Below are 16,341 nucleotides of genomic sequence, written 5' to 3'. Positions count from 1 at the left end.
GGAGCATGAACCGGAACCTGTACCAGCCACCGGAACCCCATCCCGCCGGAAACGCCACCCCCCACCCCTGGACGCGTTACGTTGCGCTGGGTGATTCATTCACCGAGGGAATCGGCGATCCGAACCCCGAGAGCGTCGGCGGCAACCGGGGCTGGGCCGACCGGGTGGCAGAGGAACTTGCCCTGAGCCGTGAGGACTTCGCGTATGCCAACCTCGCGGTCCGCGGGCGGCTCCTGCACCAGATTGTCGATCAGCAGGTGGAGCCCGCGCTGGCGTTGCGGCCGGACCTGATCACCATTTCGGCGGGCGGCAACGACCTGATCCGTCCGGGCGGCGATCCCGACCGGCTCGCCGAACAACTGGACAGCGCCGTCGAACAACTCAGCGCCGACCATGCGACGGTAGTACTGTTCACCGGACCGGACGCGCGCGAGTCGGTCCTGGGGAACTTCAGATCCCGGACCGCCATCTTCAATGAAAACCTGCGGATCATCGCGGCGCGCCACGACGCGTTGATCGCCGACCTGTGGGCGTTGCGCCAACTGGTCGACATGCAGATGTGGGACGGGGACCGCCTGCATTTCTCTCCTCTGGGCCACCACACGATCGCGATGATGGTGCTGGAGACCCTCGCCGTGCCGCATTCCCTGACTCCACTGAAACCGCAGCCCCTGCCCCACAAGAGCTGGCGTGCAGCCCGTACAGAGGACCTCGTCTGGGCGAAGGTGTACTTCGTTCCCTGGGTGTTGCGCCGGCTCCGCCGCCAGTCGGCCGGTGACGGCATACTGGCGAAGCGTCCGGATGCCGCGCCCATCTTTGGTCCGGGTATGCCGCCGGGCGCGGGCGGCTAGGAGTAGAAGGCGTCCCGCAGCCTGTCGTGGAGCTGGCTGACCTCGGTGAGGAACGCGTCGTGACCGATCGGTGAGGTGATCAGGTGCACGGGTACCTCTCCGGGCAGCGCGTCCGCCAGGAGCTGGGACTGGCTGGGATAGTAAAGCCGGTCCGAGTCCACCGCGGCGATGAAGAACTGCGCCCGCGCCAACTGCACCGCTGCGTGCAGCGAGCCACGATCGCGAGCCGCGTCGTGACCCATCAGGGCTTCGGTCAAGGCAACATAGCTGTTGGCGTCGAAGCGGTCCACCAGTTTGTCAGCCTGATGATCAAGGTAGCTCTCCACCTGGTAGCGGCCACGGGCCGCCGGATCGGTGGAGCCGAAGGGGACCTCCGGACTCTGGGGTGCCCGGCCGAACCGGTACTCAAGCTCGGGTTCGGACCGGTAGGTGATGTGGGCGATCCGTCGCGCCAGCCCCAGCCCCGCGGTGGGCCCGCTGCCGGGGTAGTAGTCGCCGCCGGCGAACCCGGGGTCCAGGCGGATGGCAGCGAGCTGGGCCTGGCCGAAGGCGATCTGTTCCGCGGAGCTCGACGCCGTGCACGCGATGACTGCGCATCGTTCCACCCGATCCGGATACATCAGTGCCCACTCGAGGGCCCTGGCCCCACCCAGGGACCCCCCAAGCACCGAATGCCAGGTCCCGATTCCCAGTGCATCCGCCAGCAGCGCTTCGGCCCGCACGGAATCCCGCACCGTCAGGAACGGGAACCGCGATCCCCAGGGGACGCCGTCGGGATCGAGGCTGGCGGGGCCGGTGGACCCGTAGCACCCGCCGAGCATGTTGATCGACACGGCGAAGTACCTGGTGGTATCGATAGTCTTGCCAGGGCCGACCAGTTGGTCCCACCAGCCGTCCTCGTCCGAATCGCCCCGGGCAACATGGGAGCTGCCCGTCAGCGCGTGCTGGATCAGGACCGCGTTGGAGGCATCCTCGTTGAGGGTGCCCCAGGTTTCGTAGGCGAGGGTGAGTTCGGGGAGGTATCCCCCGGTCTCGCAGGTGAAGGAGCCCAGGTTGCGGGTCTGCACTGTCCCGTCCCGGCGCGAATGCATGGTGCTGCCCTGTTGGGTCGTGTGAAGAGTTGTCACTGAAACCGCCCGCCTCGAAGTCCGCGCTTGCGCCGGACACCTTGCCCACCGCCTGGTCGTCACCCGGGGCACCCCGCCGCGAAGGAGGGTTGCCGTCCAGCAAGCCGGGGCTCTGGTGGAACGGTAATCCGCTCCGTGCTGGCACTCGTGACCTGCTTCTAGATAACCCGAAGAAGCCGTCCCGGTGCAAATATGTGAACGCAATCTACCGCGACAGCGGGGCCCATCAAGAGGTTAGGCGACCCTAAGTCGAGACACGCATCACAAAGTGCAAAACTAGGGCCATGCGCTTGGACCATGTCTCATATGCTTGTGAACCCGACGGCCTCGTAGCGACAGCGGGGAGGATTTCCACTGCCCTGGGCATCGAACCGGTCAAGGGCGGTGTGCACCCCCGCTTCGGCACGCGGAACATGATTTTCCCTTTGCTGAATGGCCAATACCTTGAGGTGGTCGAGGTACTCAACCACCCCGCGTCAGACAAGGCGCCCTTCGGCCAGGCGGTCCGTGCGCGCTCCGAAGCCGGTGGAGGCTGGATGGGGTGGTGCGTCGCGGTCGACGACCTGGCCCCGTTTGAGGAGCGGCTCGGCCGCAGCGCGGTTCCCGGAAACCGCAAGTTCCCGGACGGACAGGAACTGACGTGGCAGCAGATCGGCATCAAGGGTTTGATCGCCGACCCCCAGGTTCCCTACATGTTGAGGTGGGATGACGGGACCGAGGCGCTGCACCCCTCGCATGCCCGCCCATCGTCGGTCCGGCTCGACTCGTTGACCATCGCCGGGTCACCCGATCGGATCGCCGAATGGCTGGGGACCCCCGCCACCGATCCGCTGGATGGTGTCGCGGTGCGCTGGGTGGCCCCGAACGGCACTCCCGGCGTGATGTCGGTGACCTTCGAGGCTGCCAGCGGCCTGGTTGAAATCTAGCCCGTCCCCGCTCACCAAATTACGGCCCCGGCCCACCGGGCCGGGGCGGGTCGGGTTCCCCTAGTCGCCGATACCGATCGCCGACCCGAAGAGGGCAAAGCCAACGAAACCCGCAATGTCCAGCAGCGCGTGGGCAATTACCAGCGGCATCACCCGTTTGGTGCGGGTGTAGGCGTACCCGAAGATCAGCCCCATGATGAAGTTGCCGATAAACGGCCCGAACCCCTGGTACAGGTGGTAGCTGCCGCGCAGCAGGGCGCTGCTGACGATGATCACCGGCGTCGACCATCCGAGCTGGCGCAGCCGGTGGAACAGATACCCCACCACGATCACCTCCTCGACAACCGCATGGCGCAGTGCCGACAGCATGAGCACCGGCACCGTCCACCAGTACGCGTCGAGCGCCGCCGGTTCGATCGCCGTCGTGATACCCAGCGCCCTGCCGCCCGCGTACACGCCCAGCGTGCCCGCCCCGATCAGGACGGCCAGGCCGAAACCGAGCCCGAAGTCGACCCGGGGCCGACTGAAGGTGAACCCCAGCGTCCTGAACGCCGATTTGCCGGGCTCCGTGAGCAGGAACAGCACCAGGAACACCGGGATGAAGGCAAAGAAGATGCCCAGCAGCTGGTAAACGAGATCGAAATACTGCCGGTCGTTGAGCACGGGGTTGAGCCGCGTGGTCTGGGACGCCAGCGGAGCCTGGCTCAGTTTGTCGAGCAGGTTCACTACCGAGTAGACCGCCGACTGGCCAAGGGACAGTCCCAGGACAATCGCGATCTCCGCGGTGATCCGGCGGCGCTGGCCGGGTGAGGCACTCCCGACGGCGCCGGGAGCGGGCCGTGCGGGCGGGTGGGTGGCATCGGTGGGCATGGCAGCCATCCTAGTGGGAGCTCCTGTGGCTATTCGGTGGCCACCATCGGCGCCACGATCACCGTGGTGCCGTGATCCTCGAACGACTGCCGCTGGGCGTCGGTAATCCCGGAGTCGGTGATCAGGTTGCTGAAGGTGTAACCGGTCATGGTGGCGAAGCAACGGGTGCCGATTTTCGACGAGTCCGCGACCACATAGGCGGTGGTTGCCCGCTTGGCGACCATCGCGTTAACTGCCGCCTCCCCCTCATCACTGATGGTGGGGCCGACGACCGGGTCCAGGCCGTTCACCCCGACGAACGCGAGGTCCAGAGCTACCCGCTGCAGCACCGCGTCGGCATAGGATCCCACCAGCTCGTAGGATCGCGGATTGACGATCCCACCGGTGACCATGATCTTGAAGTTGGGCCGGACCACCAGCTGGGCTGCAATGTTGATCGCGTTGGTCACGACCGTGAGGGTGGGCTTGGTGGACGGTTCCATCAGGTCGCTGCGCTTGCTCAGGGCCGAGGCGATCGCAGTGCTGGTGGTCCCCCCGCACAGCCCGATCACCGCGCCCTTGGGAATGAGGTCGCTTGCCGCCTGGGCGATGGCCCGTTTCTGGTCCGCGTGGGCGTCCCTGTTGTAGCGGCCGGGCAGGTCGTAGGCGACGGCCTCGATGCTGGCGCCACCGTGGGTACGGGTCAGCAGCCGCTGCTCCGCGAGGCTGTCCAGGTCCCGCCGGGCGGTCGCCGGTGACACCTTGAGCTTGGTGACGATCTCCTCGACATCCACCTGGCTGGCCACAGACAGAAGGTCAAGGATGGCGGTGAGCCGCTCTGCACGTTTCATCGTGCCTGCCCCTTCCCGGGTGCTGAGCCCGCGGCGGCGAAAAGGGTGAGTAACCGGGCCGTCTCAGGTTCGATGGCGGCACGTCCGGCAGCGAGGTACTTGCGCGGGTCGACCGCCGACGGGTTGTGCTCGAGATACAGGCGGACGGCGCGGGTGGCCAGCTGGTTCAGGTGGGTTGAGACATTGATCTTCGTCATCCCGGCCCGGATTGCCGCGGTGAGGTTCGCGTCGGAGACCCCCGATGACCCGTGGAGCACCAGCGGCACCTCAAGGACTGATTTCAGGGCTGCGATCCGTACCAGGTCCAGTTCGGCGCTGCGCTGTGTCATGGCGTGGGACGAGCCGACGGCGACGGCGAGGGCGTCCACGCCCGTTGCCGTCACGAAGGCGGCGGCCTCCCCCGGGTCGGTGCGGACTCCCGGCGCGTGGGCGCCGTCCTTCCCGCCGATCTGTCCCAGTTCGGCCTCGACATACACACCGCGTTCCCGGGCATAGGCGGCGACCCGCGAGGTGGTGGCGACGTTGTCCGCGAAAGGCAGGGCGGCGCCGTCGTACATCACGGACCCGAAACCCAGGTCAACGGCGGCGAGGGCCAACTCCGGGTCCTCGGCGTGGTCGAGGTGGACGGCGACCGGCACGCTCGCCGACCGGGCGATCGCGAGGGTGGCCAGGGCGATCGGCTCCAGCTGCCGGTGGTATTTGACGCAGTTTTCGGAAATCTGCAGGATCACCGGGAGTCCCGCCGCCTCCGCGCCGGCCACCAGCGCTTCGGCGGTTTCCAGATGGATCACGTTGAAGGCGCCGAGGCCCGTCCCGGCGGCAACAGCAGCGGCCATCAGATCGCGTGTCGGTGTGAGGCTCATGGTCGGGGCTCCTGCTGTGCGTGGGGGCTCGTGGGCCGGTCCGGGGTGTTTGGCTCTGGGGTCGTGAGGGCGGGGGTGTTAGGGGTCGGGGTCGTAAGGGCCGGCGTGATGGTGACCGCTGCGACCAGCTCCGGGAAGCTGGCGTGCAGCTCTCCCGCGGCCGGCATCAGGACCGCGGCGGCCGACCAGGCGGTGGCCAGCCGCAGCAGGGTCTCGTCGCCTTGGTCGGAGGCGGCGTCGGTGTCGGTGTCGGCATCAATGTCGGTGGCAGCGACGCCCGCGGCGGAGGTGGCGCTCGAGGCGAGCACGACGGCGAGAGCGGCAACCGCGGCGTCCCCCGCGCCGGTCGGGTTCCCGTCCACCCGTGGCAGGGAGGCCCACAGGGTAGGTCTCCTGGTCCGGTGCAGGGCCATGCCGTCCTCCCCGCAGCTGACCACTACGGCACCCGCGCCGCGGCTCAACAGCTGTCGGGCGCCGTCGTCGAGCGTCGTGGCACCGGTCGCTGCCAGCAGTTCGTGATGGTTGGGCTTGAGGAGGTCCGCGCCGGCGTCGGCCGCCGCCAGCAGCGCGTCGCCGGAGGTATCGATAATGCTGGGGATGCCCTGCTCCCGGGCGCGCCGCACGAGGGATGGGTAGAAGTCCGCTGGCGCACCCTCGGGCAGGCTGCCGGAACCCACCAGTGCACCGGCACCGTCGAGCTGGGCTTCGAGCGCAGCACGGAGCGCACCCCACTCGGTGTCCGAGAGGGGGCGTCCGGCCTCGTTAAAGATGCTGGTTTGCCCGGCCTCGCGGTCGACGAATGCCATGCTCCGACGGGTGGCGGCCGCCGTCGTGGTCAACGCATGGGGGACCCCGCTGGCAACGAGTTCGTCCCGGAACTCGGAACCGGACAGGCCACCAACCGGTGCCACTGCGACCGTCCGGTACCCCGCCTGGTTCAGCACCCGCGCGACGTTGAGCCCCTTTCCGCCAGCGCGCAGCAGGGGCTCACCCACCCGGTGGGATGAGCCGGGAACCAGCCGCGGCACGGCATAGGTCAGGTCGACCGCCGGGTTCGCCGTCACGGTCACAATTGTCCCGCGGGGGCGCAGCACCCCTGTCATGGCGCGTCCAGGAGGCTGCGGGCGCGCAGCGCCGCGCCGATTAGGCCGGCGTCCTGGCCCATCCGTGCCGCCAGGAGGACCGGACGACGATGGAAGGAAAGGTTCCCCTCAAGCTCCCGGCGCAGTGGGCCGAATAGCGCCTCACCGGCCTGGGCCAGTCCGCCGCCGATCACCACTGCCTCGGTGCCGAGAATCGCGACGAGCTGGCTGATGCTGAACGCCAGCGCGGCGACGGCGTCGTCAATCACCTGTTGGGCGGCCGGGTCCCCCGCGGCCGCGGCCTCGAACACGTCCTGCGCACCGGTGACCGACTGGTTGCTCTGATCGGCATAGCGGCGGGCGATCGCTCCCGCCGAGCCCAGGGTTTCCAGGCACCCGTGCACACCGCAGGTGCACGCCAGCCCACCGGGCACCCGGGCATGCCCCAGCTCTCCGGCATATCCGCCGGCCTGCACGCGCACGCCACCGCAGAACACCGCGCCGGCGATCCCCGTCCCAATGATCACGACGACGACGTCGGCGAACCCGCGGGCCGCACCGAAGCGCATCTCGGCGTCGCCGGCGGCGCCGACGTCGTGCGCGTAGGTGACGGGGAGGCCCGTGGCCTCCTGAAGTCGCTGGGCAAACGGGAAGTCACGCCAGCCGAGGTTCGCCGAGTAGATCCCGACGCCATTGACTTCGTCGACCAGCCCGGGGGCGATCAGGCCGATGGCGCCGATGCGGTGGGCCGGCCAGGCGGCGCGGTAGTCGGCGAGTAGCTCGGCCGCGCGCTCCACGATGCTTTCCCCGGGGATGCAGGAGGGAGCGGGGGTGGGGGTACGCCGGATGTCGAGGAGAGTCCCGTCCGGGTCGGCGAGGGCCGACTTCAGGTCGGTGCCGCCCACGTCGATGGCCAGCACCAGGTCCGTCGCGGGCGCTGGCGCCGGGTCCGCCGTCGTCGCCGGGTGGTCGGTCATCGGTACTAGGAGTCCAGGATCACTGAGCGGGTCAGGTTACGGGGCAGGTCCGGGTCCAGCCCACGGGCGCGGGCCCGGGCGAGGGTGATCTTGTGGATCAGGGCCAGGTCGGCGAGCGGGTGGCGCCCGGTGTTGATGTAGTCCGCGCCGGTGGGTGCGACGTCCTCGGCCAGCCCAACGACGTCGTCTCCGAACAACCACACCACCCGGCCGGGGGCGGCGATCGAGATGGGCCCGTGGCGGTACTCCTTTGCGGGGTAGGACTCGGTCCAGCCCTGCACGCCCTCACGCATCTTCAGCCCGGCCTCGTGGGCAAGCCCCACGGTCCAGCCGGTCCCCAGGAAGGTGAATTGCTCGGCGTCGAGCATCTCGGGGCTGATGTCCAGCTCAAGTGCTGCGGTCGCATCGGTGACCGCTTCGCCCAGGTCGATTCCCAGTGACGCCAGAAGGTAAGCGAGTGCGGCGGTGGCAAAGCGGGTCTGGACCACCGACTCCTCATCCGCGTAGGGCAGGGCGACGACGGCGTCGGCGAGCCCGATGGCCGGGGAGCTGGTATCGCCGATGACGGCGATGATCCGGAGGGTCCCCTTGAGCTCCGTCATGAGTTCGAGCACCTCGGTGGTGGTGCCGGATCGGGAGATGGCGACGACGGCGTCGTAGCCGCGGCCAGCCACCACTGCCGCCTCGGAGGCTGCAAACGCATCGGTCAGACCTTTGCCTGCACCTTCCCTGGCGGCGGCATAGCTTTGTGCCATGAACCAGGACGTGCCGCAGCCGATCACAGCGACCCTTTCGCCGTCGGCGGGAAGAAGGTGCTCAGCGGCTGCCTGCTCAATGGCTTGACGCCAGACGGCGGGCTGGGAGTGGAGCTCGCGATCCATGTGCGTCCCTGCGGATTCGGGAACCTGGGGGGCGGAGTGGGGCATCGGGAGCTCCTGTGCGGTTTACAGCGGCATGATCCGCAGTTGATTGGGTATGACGTTTCAAAGGGTAAAGCAATCAGTATCAATCTAACCACTGTAAGGCGGCTTTTGGCAGTACTGACGCCATAACGCTCGGATATCGATCCGCGCGCCCGCTTGACGTGAGACGTGGATCACGCAAGTATCGTTCCACAACGGATGAACAGTAATGCTCATTCTGAAGGCAATACCGTCAACTTGTTGCAAGTATTCCGGACAGCCATAGCTGCTGAGCCACCTTTGGGAAAACGAGGAAACCATGAAGAAATCAATTCGTACCGGGATGGTCGCCAGTGTGGCGGTCGCCGGACTTATGCTCAGCTCCTGCGGCTTCGGTGGCGGAGACAGCGGTGGTGATGCGGAGGGCAGCACCTCCCTGGACCTACTGGTACCCAGCTATTCCGATAACAGCAGGGCTCTATGGGAAGGCGTCATCGAGGAGTTCGAGGCCGCCAACGAGGACATCTCAGTCAACCTTCAGGTCGAATCGTGGGAGAACCTTGAGTCGGTCCTGAACACTCAGATCCAGGCCGGCGAGGCACCGGACATCTACAACGGTGGCGCTTTTGCAGCCTTCGCCGAGGAAGGGCTGCTCTACCCGGCCGAGGAAATCGCCTCACCCGAAACTCTCGAAGATTTCCAGGAGTCCTTTGCGGTCAACGAGGAGTTTGACGGGACCCAGTACGCTCTGCCGTTGCTGGCGTCCGCACGGGCCCTGTTCTACAACGAGGACCTGTTCGAAGAAGCCGGCGTTGACGGTGCACCCACCACCTGGGATGAACTCTACGATGCCGCTGACGCTATCACCGAGACCGGAACCCCCGGTTACGGCATGCCACTCGGCTCCGAGGAAGCCCAGGGTGAAGCGCTGATCTGGATGGCTGGCAACGGCGGCGGATTCGGCGATGAAAGCGAGATCACCGTTGATACGCCTGAAAACCTCGAGGCAGTCGAGTTCATGAAACGCATGATTGACGACGGACTGACCCAGTCCGATCCGGGAGCCACCCAGCGCACCCCGATGATCAACGTGTTCATTCAGGGCCAGATTGGAATGGTTTACGGTCTGCCACAGACCGTCGGACAAATCGAAGCCGAGAACCCTGACCTGAACTACGGTTTGGCGAACATCCCCACCGCGTCGGGCGAACCGGCCACACTGGGTGTCGCAGACCGGCTGATGTCGTTCGAGAACGACGGCGATAAGGCCGAGGCCGTGACCGCGTTCATGGACTTCTTCTTCGCCGAGGACAACTACGTCGAATGGGTCAGCGCCGAAGGGTTCCTGCCGACCACCATTTCCGGTGCCGAGCAGATGTCCGGCGATGAAACCCTGGCGCCGTTCCTGGACATGCTGCCAAGTGCAGTGTTCTACCCGACCTCCAACCCGGCCTGGAACGCCACCGATGGCGCATTCAAGAGCCTGTTCGGCCAGTTGGGCCAGGGGATGGAACCAGCGGAAGTACTCGAGCAGATTCAAGCGGAAGCTGACGCAGCAGCCGAGTAGCCAGCAGCCGGCGCCGGTGCGGTCCATCAGGGCCCGCACCGGCGCCTGCCCATAACCATTGGCGGTAGAGATATGAGCTATTTACGATGAGCGCACAGCCCGTGCTGGCCGGCCCGGCCGCGTCCCCCGGACGCAAACGCCGCCGCCAGAACTCCGACGGTCTTCCTGCCGCCCTCCCCTGGATTGGGCCGGTACTGCTTCTGATCTTCGCGATCGTGATCTTCCCGGCCGGGTTCATGATCTACAACTCCACCCGGGAAATCAGCCGGAGCGGGATCGACCAGGGGTCCGCGGGGTTCGCCAACTTCGCTGATGTGTTCTCTGATCCCAATCTGCCGCGCGTGCTGCTGAACACAGTGGTCTGGGTGGTGGTGGTGGTATCGCTGACAGTGCTCCTCTCACTGATCCTGGCCCAGTTTCTGAACAAACCCTTCCCCGGCCGCACCCTCGTCCGGATGGCAGTGGTTGTTCCCTGGGCGGCCAGCGTGGTGATGACCACCACCGTTTTCTATTACGGCCTCGACAGCAACTACGGGATCATGAACGCCTTCCTGGTGGACATCGGGATCCTCGACTCGCCGTATGGGTTCACCAAGAACGTCCTTCCGGCCCTCGGAGTGGCGATCATTGTGGCAGTGTTCGTATCGATCCCGTTTACTGCCTATACGTTGCTCGCTGGCTTGCAGTCAGTTCCGGAGGACGCCCTCGAGGCAGCCAAGATGGACGGGGCCGGGCCTATCCGCACCTACTTCAGCATTGTGCTGCCCCAGCTTCGGGGGGCTCTTGCCGTGGCCGTCTTGATCAACATCATCAACGTATTCAACAACCTCCCGATCCTCAGGATTATCACTGGATCGATCCCTGGGTATCAGGCGGATACCCTCATGACCTACATCTTCAAGGTGCTGCAGTTTGATCGACGGGTGGACATTGCCAGTGCCCTCAGCGTGGTCAACTTCGCCATCGTCATCGTGATCGTTGCGGCGTACGTGAAAATCGTCAAGCCGATGAAGGAGGTCTAGGCATGTCGACGACCACGCTCAACGAATCGGAACGCTCAGCACTGCCCCCAGTGAAAGCACGGCAGAAACGGTACGGCGCCGATCAGGTCTCCGGCCGCAAAATGGGTCTCCGGATGGTGATCGGCGCCATCGTCGCGCTCGTGTTCCTGCTGCCCTACGGCATCATGCTGGTGGGCTCCCTGAAGACCCGGTCAGAAATCCTTTCTGTGCCACCCGCCTACTTCCCCACCGAGGGCCTGCAATGGAGCAACTATGCAACCATGTGGGGCACCCCCGAAACGCCGTTGCCCTACAACCTGATCTCCACGATCATCATTGCGGTGTTTGCGACCCTCCTCGTCCTTCTGGTGGCAACCCCCGCGGCGTACTACACGGCCAGGTTCCGCTTCCCGGGAAAGACTGTGTTCTTGTTCCTGGTCATCGTCACCCAGATGCTGCAGCCAGCGGTGCTGACCGCCGGCCTGTTTCGTGAAATGTTGCTCTTGGGGATCAACGACACCTGGCTGGCCATGATCCTGATCAACGCGGCCTTCAACCTCTCCTTCGCCCTCTGGATCATGCACAGCTTCTTCGCGGCGATCCCGAAGGAAATCGATGAGGCGGCGCAGCTGGACGGCGCAGGAAAGCTCACGGTGATGTTCCGCGTGAACCTGCCGCTGGTCTGGCCGGGCATCGTCACCGCCGTCATCTTCACCTTTGTATCGTCCTGGAACGAGTTCGCGGCTTCCCTGGTGATCATGTCGACCGCGGAGAATCAGCCGCTATCGGTGGCACTGACCAAGTTCATCGGTCAGTATGCCACCTCGTGGCAGTACGTGTTTGGTATTTCAATTGTTGCTATCATTCCGGTGATCATCCTGTTCGCGCTGATCGAGAAGCGCCTGATCGGTGGCCTCACCGCAGGAGCAGTGAAGTAGCCCCTGCGGTGAAGCCCAGCGGTCGCGCTCAGGAGTAGTTCGGCAGTTCCTGGAGAGTCCACTCGTTGCCGTCGGGGTCGGCGAAGTAGACGAACCGGCCCCACTCCATTTCCTCGACACCGCGCGCAGATACGCCGTTGTCCGCGAGGTGTCTGAGGGCGTCGTCGGCGTTGGGGACCACGATCATGACCCCCTTTTGTGTCCCCGGAGCCATCTCGGTCAGGCCGGTCCCCATCACCAACGAGCAGGCGGATCCCGGTGGGGTGAGCTGGACGAATCTGACGTTCTCGTCGACCTGATGGTCCTGGTCGGCAATGAAGCCCACCTGGTCAACGTAAAAGGCTTTGGCCCGGTCAACATCAGTGACGGGGATCGGAACAACCTCAATCTTCCAGTCCATTTCGCAGTCCTCTCCTGGTCCTAGGGTCCACCCGGTGGCGGAAACTGCTCCACAGCCTAGGGCCTATTGAGGTCAGCTTTCGTCCGCAGTCGCGTGACTGGCAACTGCTGAGAAGGTTTGAATCCGCTGACTCCGCTCAGACGATCCGGGCGCCCCGTTTCCAGACGGCGTGGGTCAGGGGCACTCCCGGGCGGTAGGCCAGATGGGTGACCGATGGGGCGCTGAGCAGTTGCAGGTCGGCCCGATGCCCGACGGCGAGGGATCCGACCGCGCGGGCGCCGTCGTCGTCGGCCCCGGTTTCCCGGTGGAGAGCCAGCGCGCCCCCGAAAGTGGCGGCGCGGACGGCCTCGTGGACGCTGAGCCCCATCTGCAGGACGGCGGTGGTCACGCAGTAGGCCATCGATGTGGTGTAGGAGGTACCGGGATTGCAGTTGGAGGCCAACGCGATCTGGACGCCGGCATCCAGCAACGCGCGCCCGGGCGCCAGGGGCTGGCGGGTGGACAGGTCGCAGGCGGGTAGGCAGCCGGCCACCGTCCCCCGGGGTCCGGAGCCGTCGTCGTACCCGGACCAGGTACCGGCAAGCGCGGCGATGTCGGCCTCGTTGAGGTAGTTCACGTGGTCCACGCTGGCGGCGCCGAACTCGACGGCGAGCTGCACACCCTCGCCGTGGCCCAACTGGTTCCCGTGGACCCGAAGGCCCAGCCCCGCCTCCCGGCAGGCGGCGAGGATCTCGCGGGACTGTCCGGCGGTGAAGGCACCACGCTCGCAGAACACGTCGGCCCAGCTGACGTAGGGGCGGACGGCGTCGAGCATCGGACCGCAGACCAGGCGCACATAGTCATCCGGGTCGATCCCGGTGGGGACGAGGTGGGCGCCGAGGTAGGTCACCTCATCGACGACGCCCGCGGCGATGCGGGCGCTGCGGGCCTCATGCTCGACGTCGAGCCCGTACCCGGTCTTGGTTTCCAGGTAGGTGGTGCCGCCCGCGTTGGCTTCGGCGACCCGGCCGAGGACCAGCCGGGTGAGGTCATCATCCGATGCGGCCCGGGTGGCGTCGGTGGTGACGGCGATGCCGCCGGCGGCGTAGTCTTCGCCCGCCATCCGTGCCTCGAATTCGGCGGTGCGGTCCCCTGCGAAGACCAGATGGGTGTGACTGTCCACCCAGCCCGGGAGCCCTGCACGCCCCTGCGCGTCGATCCTGTCATCGGCGGCTGGCGCATCGGCCGCCGCGCCAATCCAGCTGATTCGTTCCCCTTCGAACACCACTGCGGCGTCCCTGAGGACCGTGAGCTCACGGTCCTGGGTGGAGAGTTCACCGATGTTGGTGATCACGATGCTCATGCGTGTCCTTCCAGGGCGGCGGCCAGCAGGGCGCCCGGGTCGCCGAGCGCGTGATGGTGTCCGTCGCGTGCCACCAGATGACCGGCGACGACGACGGCTCCCACGTCAGCGGCGGTGGCGGTGAGCGGGAGCTGGCCGGGGGTGGATCCGGCCGTGCGCAGCGACATCGGGTTCACGCTGACCAGGTCGCAGGGACGCCCAATCTCGATGGCAGCCACGGGGGTGGCCATCGCGCGGGCTGCCCCGGTGGTGGCGGCGTCGAGCAGGCTGGCGGGGCTGAACCGGCCGCGCTGGCCCGAGCCCAGCCGTTCCCCCTGTTCGAGGGCCCGCATTTCCAGCCACGGGTCGATCACTGCGTGCTGGTCGGTGCCGAGCGCGATCCTCGCACCGGCATCCTGCAGGGCGCGGGCGGGGCCGATCCCGTCGGCCAGGTCCGCCTCGGTGGTGGGACAGATGACTGCTGTGGTTCCGGACCCTCCCAGCAGGGCGATGTCCTGATCGGTGAGGTGGGTGGCATGGACCACGCTCAGCCGGTCGGAGAGAAACCCGACCTTCTGGAGCAGTCCCGTCGGTGTAGTGCCGTAGTGCTTTTCGCAGTCAGCGTTTTCGGCGGGTTGTTCGGACAGGTGGATGTGGACTGGGACATCGGTGGGGAGGCCTGCCGCGAGGAGGCGCAGGGCTGTTTCCGGGACGGCGCGGACCGAGTGCAGGGCTGCCCCGACGGTGACGAACCCCGGGTCGAACTGGGCGGCGACGGTCCGGCGCAGGTCGGCGAACCGCTCCAGCCAGGCACCGGCGTGGGCGTCACCGAACCGTTCCTGATCGGCGCTCAACGGCTTTCCAATGCCGCCGACCAGGTAGCAGGTGTCCAGCAGGGTCAGCCGGATTCCCGCAGCGACCGCGGCGCGGCACAAAGCCAGCTCCATGGCGTGCGGCCGCTCGTCGGGTGCCCCATAGGGAGCCCCGCCCGGCCGGTGGTGCACGTAGTGAAATTCGGCGACGCTGGACCAGCCGGTGACCACCATTTCGGCGAAGACCGCCGTGGCGAGCCGTTCATAGTTCCCGGGAGTCAGTGTTCCGGCCGCGCGGTACATCTCTTCCCGCCAGACCCAGAAGTCGCCGCCGTTGTCGTGGGTGCGGCCCCGGAGTACCCGGTGGAACGCGTGCGAGTGGGCGTTGGCGGCGGCGGGGAAGACCACCCCGGCGAGGTCCCTGTTGTCGCCGGGTGCCGCGTCAACGTCGCAAGTCACGCCGGCGATGGAGCCGGCGTCGTCGGCCTCGATGCGTACGCGTGGCTGGATGCCCTGCCCAGCAACCCAGGCCTGTTCACACCAGAATGTGGTCACAGCAGGTCTTCCAGTACGTCGGCGAGTGCGGTGGCTGCGAGGTCGGCGTCGTCGCGTTCGACGTACTCTTCCGGCGAGTGGCTGATGCCGGTCGGATTGCGGATGTAGACCATGGCCGAGGGGCTGTACCCGGCCAGCACTCCGGCGTCGTGGCCGGCGCCGGTGGGCAGTGCGGGCACCTGATTCCCGCCGTTCGACCGGCGCAGTGAGTTCTGCAGCTGGCGTTGCAGGGGTACATCGAAGTGGACGGTGCTGCTGAAGGATTCCTCCGTGAGGGTCACTGCACACCCCTCGAACGCTGCCGCCTTTTGGGCCTGACCGTGGATCGACTCGACGAGGGCCGCGGTGACGGCGTCGTCCGGGTGGCGGACATCGAGCCACAGGTCCACACGGGAGGCGATGACGTTGGTGCCGCCCGGGACAGGCTGCAGCCGCCCGACGGTGGCGCGGGCGTCGTCCTGTGCTCCGGCGACCCGCTTGATGGCCAGGATAATCTGCGCGGCGACGATCATCGGGTCCGCACGGTCTGCCATCAGGGTGGTACCGGCGTGGTTGCCCTGGCCCTCGACGCTCAGCCGCCAGCGTCCGTGCCCAAGGATGGAGGAGCCGACGCCGACCGGCGCGTCCAGGTCGATCAGCGCCCGGCCCTGTTCGACGTGGAGTTCGACGAAGTCGCCGATGGTCCGGAGGGCGTCCTCGTCGCGGCCAAGGCGTGCCGGGTCCAGTCCGTGGGCGCGGCTGACGTCGGCGAAGGTGTTGCCGTCGGGGTCCTTGAGGTTCCGCACCTTGTCGGCGTCGATGGCACCGGTCAGGAGCCGTGATCCGAGACAGGCCACCCCAAACCGGGACCCTTCCTCCTCCGGGAAGACGGCGACCGCGAGAGACCGGCGCGGCTCGACGCCGCGTTCCTTCAGGACGTCGACGGCGGCGAGCGCAGCGCTCACGCCGAGCGGTCCGTCAAACGGCCCACCGCCGGGCACCGAATCGAGGTGGCTCCCGGTGACCAGGGCGCCGGTCCGGTCCCCCGCCGCGGCATCCCACCAGCCCCACATGATGCCGTTGCGGTCGGTGCTGACCTCAAGGCCACGCTGTGAGGCTTCGGCGGTGAACCATTCGCGCAGCTCGAGTTCGGCTCCGGAAAACACCGGCCGGGAATACCCACCCCGGTGGGAGTCGCGTCCGACGTCGGAAATCGACTCAAGCATCGAGCTGACGGTATTCATAAAAAATGCCTTTCCAATAACCCTGCGCAGCCACCGACATTGGGGCGAACTGGCCGCTGCAGCGGCCAGGTGTGTAGGCGAGTTGGATTTCCGGTA

At 66.7% G+C, this 16,341-nt stretch carries 16 protein-coding genes and 1 riboswitch; of the genes, 5 read left to right on the top strand and 11 right to left on the bottom strand.

The features are described 5' to 3' along the window. Positions 1-5 precede the first annotated feature (5 nt). Positions 6-851, top strand: a complete 846-nt coding sequence (locus tag IWX64_RS11685) for an SGNH/GDSL hydrolase family protein (RefSeq protein ID WP_196867301.1) — start codon at positions 6-8, stop codon at positions 849-851. Here the strand turns inward: IWX64_RS11685 and metX are convergent. Beyond that, positions 848-1,942 (bottom strand): homoserine O-acetyltransferase MetX, encoded by a 1,095-nt coding sequence (gene metX, locus IWX64_RS11680; RefSeq protein WP_196867329.1) that lies wholly within the window; start codon positions 1,940-1,942, stop codon positions 848-850. The genes IWX64_RS11685 and metX overlap by 4 nt on opposite strands. Positions 1,943-1,996: 54 nt before the next feature. Continuing rightward, positions 1,997-2,131, bottom strand: a riboswitch (SAM riboswitch). Positions 2,132-2,262: 131 nt separating this feature from the next. Here metX and IWX64_RS11675 point away from each other — a divergent pair. Next, the gene (locus IWX64_RS11675; RefSeq protein WP_196867300.1) at positions 2,263-2,904 is read left to right on the top strand and encodes a VOC family protein; all 642 of its coding nucleotides are present in this window, start codon (positions 2,263-2,265) and stop codon (positions 2,902-2,904) included. A gap of 60 nt (positions 2,905-2,964) precedes the next feature. Here the strand turns inward: IWX64_RS11675 and IWX64_RS11670 are convergent, their stop codons facing one another. From IWX64_RS11670 to IWX64_RS11645, 6 genes are read right to left on the bottom strand one after another with little or no spacing between them, the layout of a single operon-like run. After that, positions 2,965-3,774 carry a CPBP family intramembrane glutamic endopeptidase gene (locus tag IWX64_RS11670; RefSeq protein WP_334683265.1) on the bottom strand — a complete coding sequence of 270 codons (810 nt, stop codon included), beginning with the start codon at positions 3,772-3,774 and terminating at the stop codon, positions 2,965-2,967. 29 nt (positions 3,775-3,803) lie between these two features. Next, entirely contained in the window at positions 3,804-4,604 is an 801-nt protein-coding gene (locus IWX64_RS11665; RefSeq protein ID WP_196867299.1) for a DeoR/GlpR family DNA-binding transcription regulator, read from the bottom strand. Then, on the bottom strand, positions 4,601-5,467 hold the full coding sequence (locus tag IWX64_RS11660) for a class II fructose-bisphosphate aldolase (RefSeq protein WP_196867298.1): 867 nt from the start codon (positions 5,465-5,467) through the stop codon (positions 4,601-4,603). Before IWX64_RS11660 ends, IWX64_RS11665 begins: the two co-directional genes overlap by 4 nt. Then, positions 5,464-6,570 carry a 1-phosphofructokinase family hexose kinase gene (locus tag IWX64_RS11655; RefSeq protein WP_196867297.1) on the bottom strand — a complete coding sequence of 369 codons (1,107 nt, stop codon included), beginning with the start codon at positions 6,568-6,570 and terminating at the stop codon, positions 5,464-5,466. The genes IWX64_RS11660 and IWX64_RS11655 overlap by 4 nt, the downstream gene beginning before the upstream one ends. Continuing rightward, a complete protein-coding gene (locus tag IWX64_RS11650) occupies positions 6,567-7,526 on the bottom strand; it encodes an ROK family protein (RefSeq protein WP_196867296.1) in 960 nt (319 codons plus the stop codon). The genes IWX64_RS11655 and IWX64_RS11650 overlap by 4 nt, the downstream gene beginning before the upstream one ends. 5 nt (positions 7,527-7,531) lie before the next feature. Then, on the bottom strand, positions 7,532-8,452 hold the full coding sequence (locus IWX64_RS11645) for an SIS domain-containing protein (RefSeq protein WP_196867295.1): 921 nt from the start codon (positions 8,450-8,452) through the stop codon (positions 7,532-7,534). A gap of 295 nt (positions 8,453-8,747) precedes the next feature. Here IWX64_RS11645 and IWX64_RS11640 point away from each other — a divergent pair, with 295 nt between their 5' ends. The 3 genes from IWX64_RS11640 (at position 8,748) to IWX64_RS11630 (ending at position 11,934) form a co-directional block, all read left to right on the top strand. Beyond that, positions 8,748-9,995 carry an extracellular solute-binding protein gene (locus IWX64_RS11640; protein WP_196867294.1) on the top strand — a complete coding sequence of 416 codons (1,248 nt, stop codon included), beginning with the start codon at positions 8,748-8,750 and terminating at the stop codon, positions 9,993-9,995. Positions 9,996-10,081: 86 nt separating this feature from the next. Beyond that, on the top strand, positions 10,082-11,017 hold the full coding sequence (locus tag IWX64_RS11635) for a carbohydrate ABC transporter permease (RefSeq protein ID WP_196867293.1): 936 nt from the start codon (positions 10,082-10,084) through the stop codon (positions 11,015-11,017). Positions 11,018-11,019: 2 nt separating this feature from the next. Continuing rightward, on the top strand, positions 11,020-11,934 hold the full coding sequence (locus IWX64_RS11630; RefSeq protein ID WP_196867292.1) for a carbohydrate ABC transporter permease: 915 nt from the start codon (positions 11,020-11,022) through the stop codon (positions 11,932-11,934). A 28-nt stretch (positions 11,935-11,962) separates the two neighbouring features. Here the strand turns inward: IWX64_RS11630 and IWX64_RS11625 are convergent, their stop codons facing one another. The 4 genes from IWX64_RS11625 to IWX64_RS11610 form a co-directional block, all read right to left on the bottom strand. After that, on the bottom strand, positions 11,963-12,334 hold the full coding sequence (locus tag IWX64_RS11625; protein ID WP_196867291.1) for a glyoxalase superfamily protein: 372 nt from the start codon (positions 12,332-12,334) through the stop codon (positions 11,963-11,965). Between the two features lie 136 nt (positions 12,335-12,470). Continuing rightward, positions 12,471-13,676 (bottom strand): amidohydrolase family protein, encoded by a 1,206-nt coding sequence (locus IWX64_RS11620; RefSeq protein WP_196867290.1) that lies wholly within the window; start codon positions 13,674-13,676, stop codon positions 12,471-12,473. Continuing rightward, on the bottom strand, positions 13,673-15,022 hold the full coding sequence (locus tag IWX64_RS11615) for a formimidoylglutamate deiminase (protein WP_196867289.1): 1,350 nt from the start codon (positions 15,020-15,022) through the stop codon (positions 13,673-13,675). The genes IWX64_RS11620 and IWX64_RS11615 overlap by 4 nt, the downstream gene beginning before the upstream one ends. Further along, entirely contained in the window at positions 15,019-16,245 is a 1,227-nt protein-coding gene (locus IWX64_RS11610; RefSeq protein ID WP_196867288.1) for an allantoate amidohydrolase, read from the bottom strand. The genes IWX64_RS11615 and IWX64_RS11610 overlap by 4 nt, the downstream gene beginning before the upstream one ends. Between the last annotated feature and the right edge of the window lie 96 nt (positions 16,246-16,341).

It is taken from the genome of Arthrobacter sp. CAN_A212 (assembly GCF_015752345.1).
Lineage (GTDB): Bacteria > Actinomycetota > Actinomycetes > Actinomycetales > Micrococcaceae > Arthrobacter_D.
This window is presented reverse-complemented; position numbering and strand designations above follow the sequence as displayed.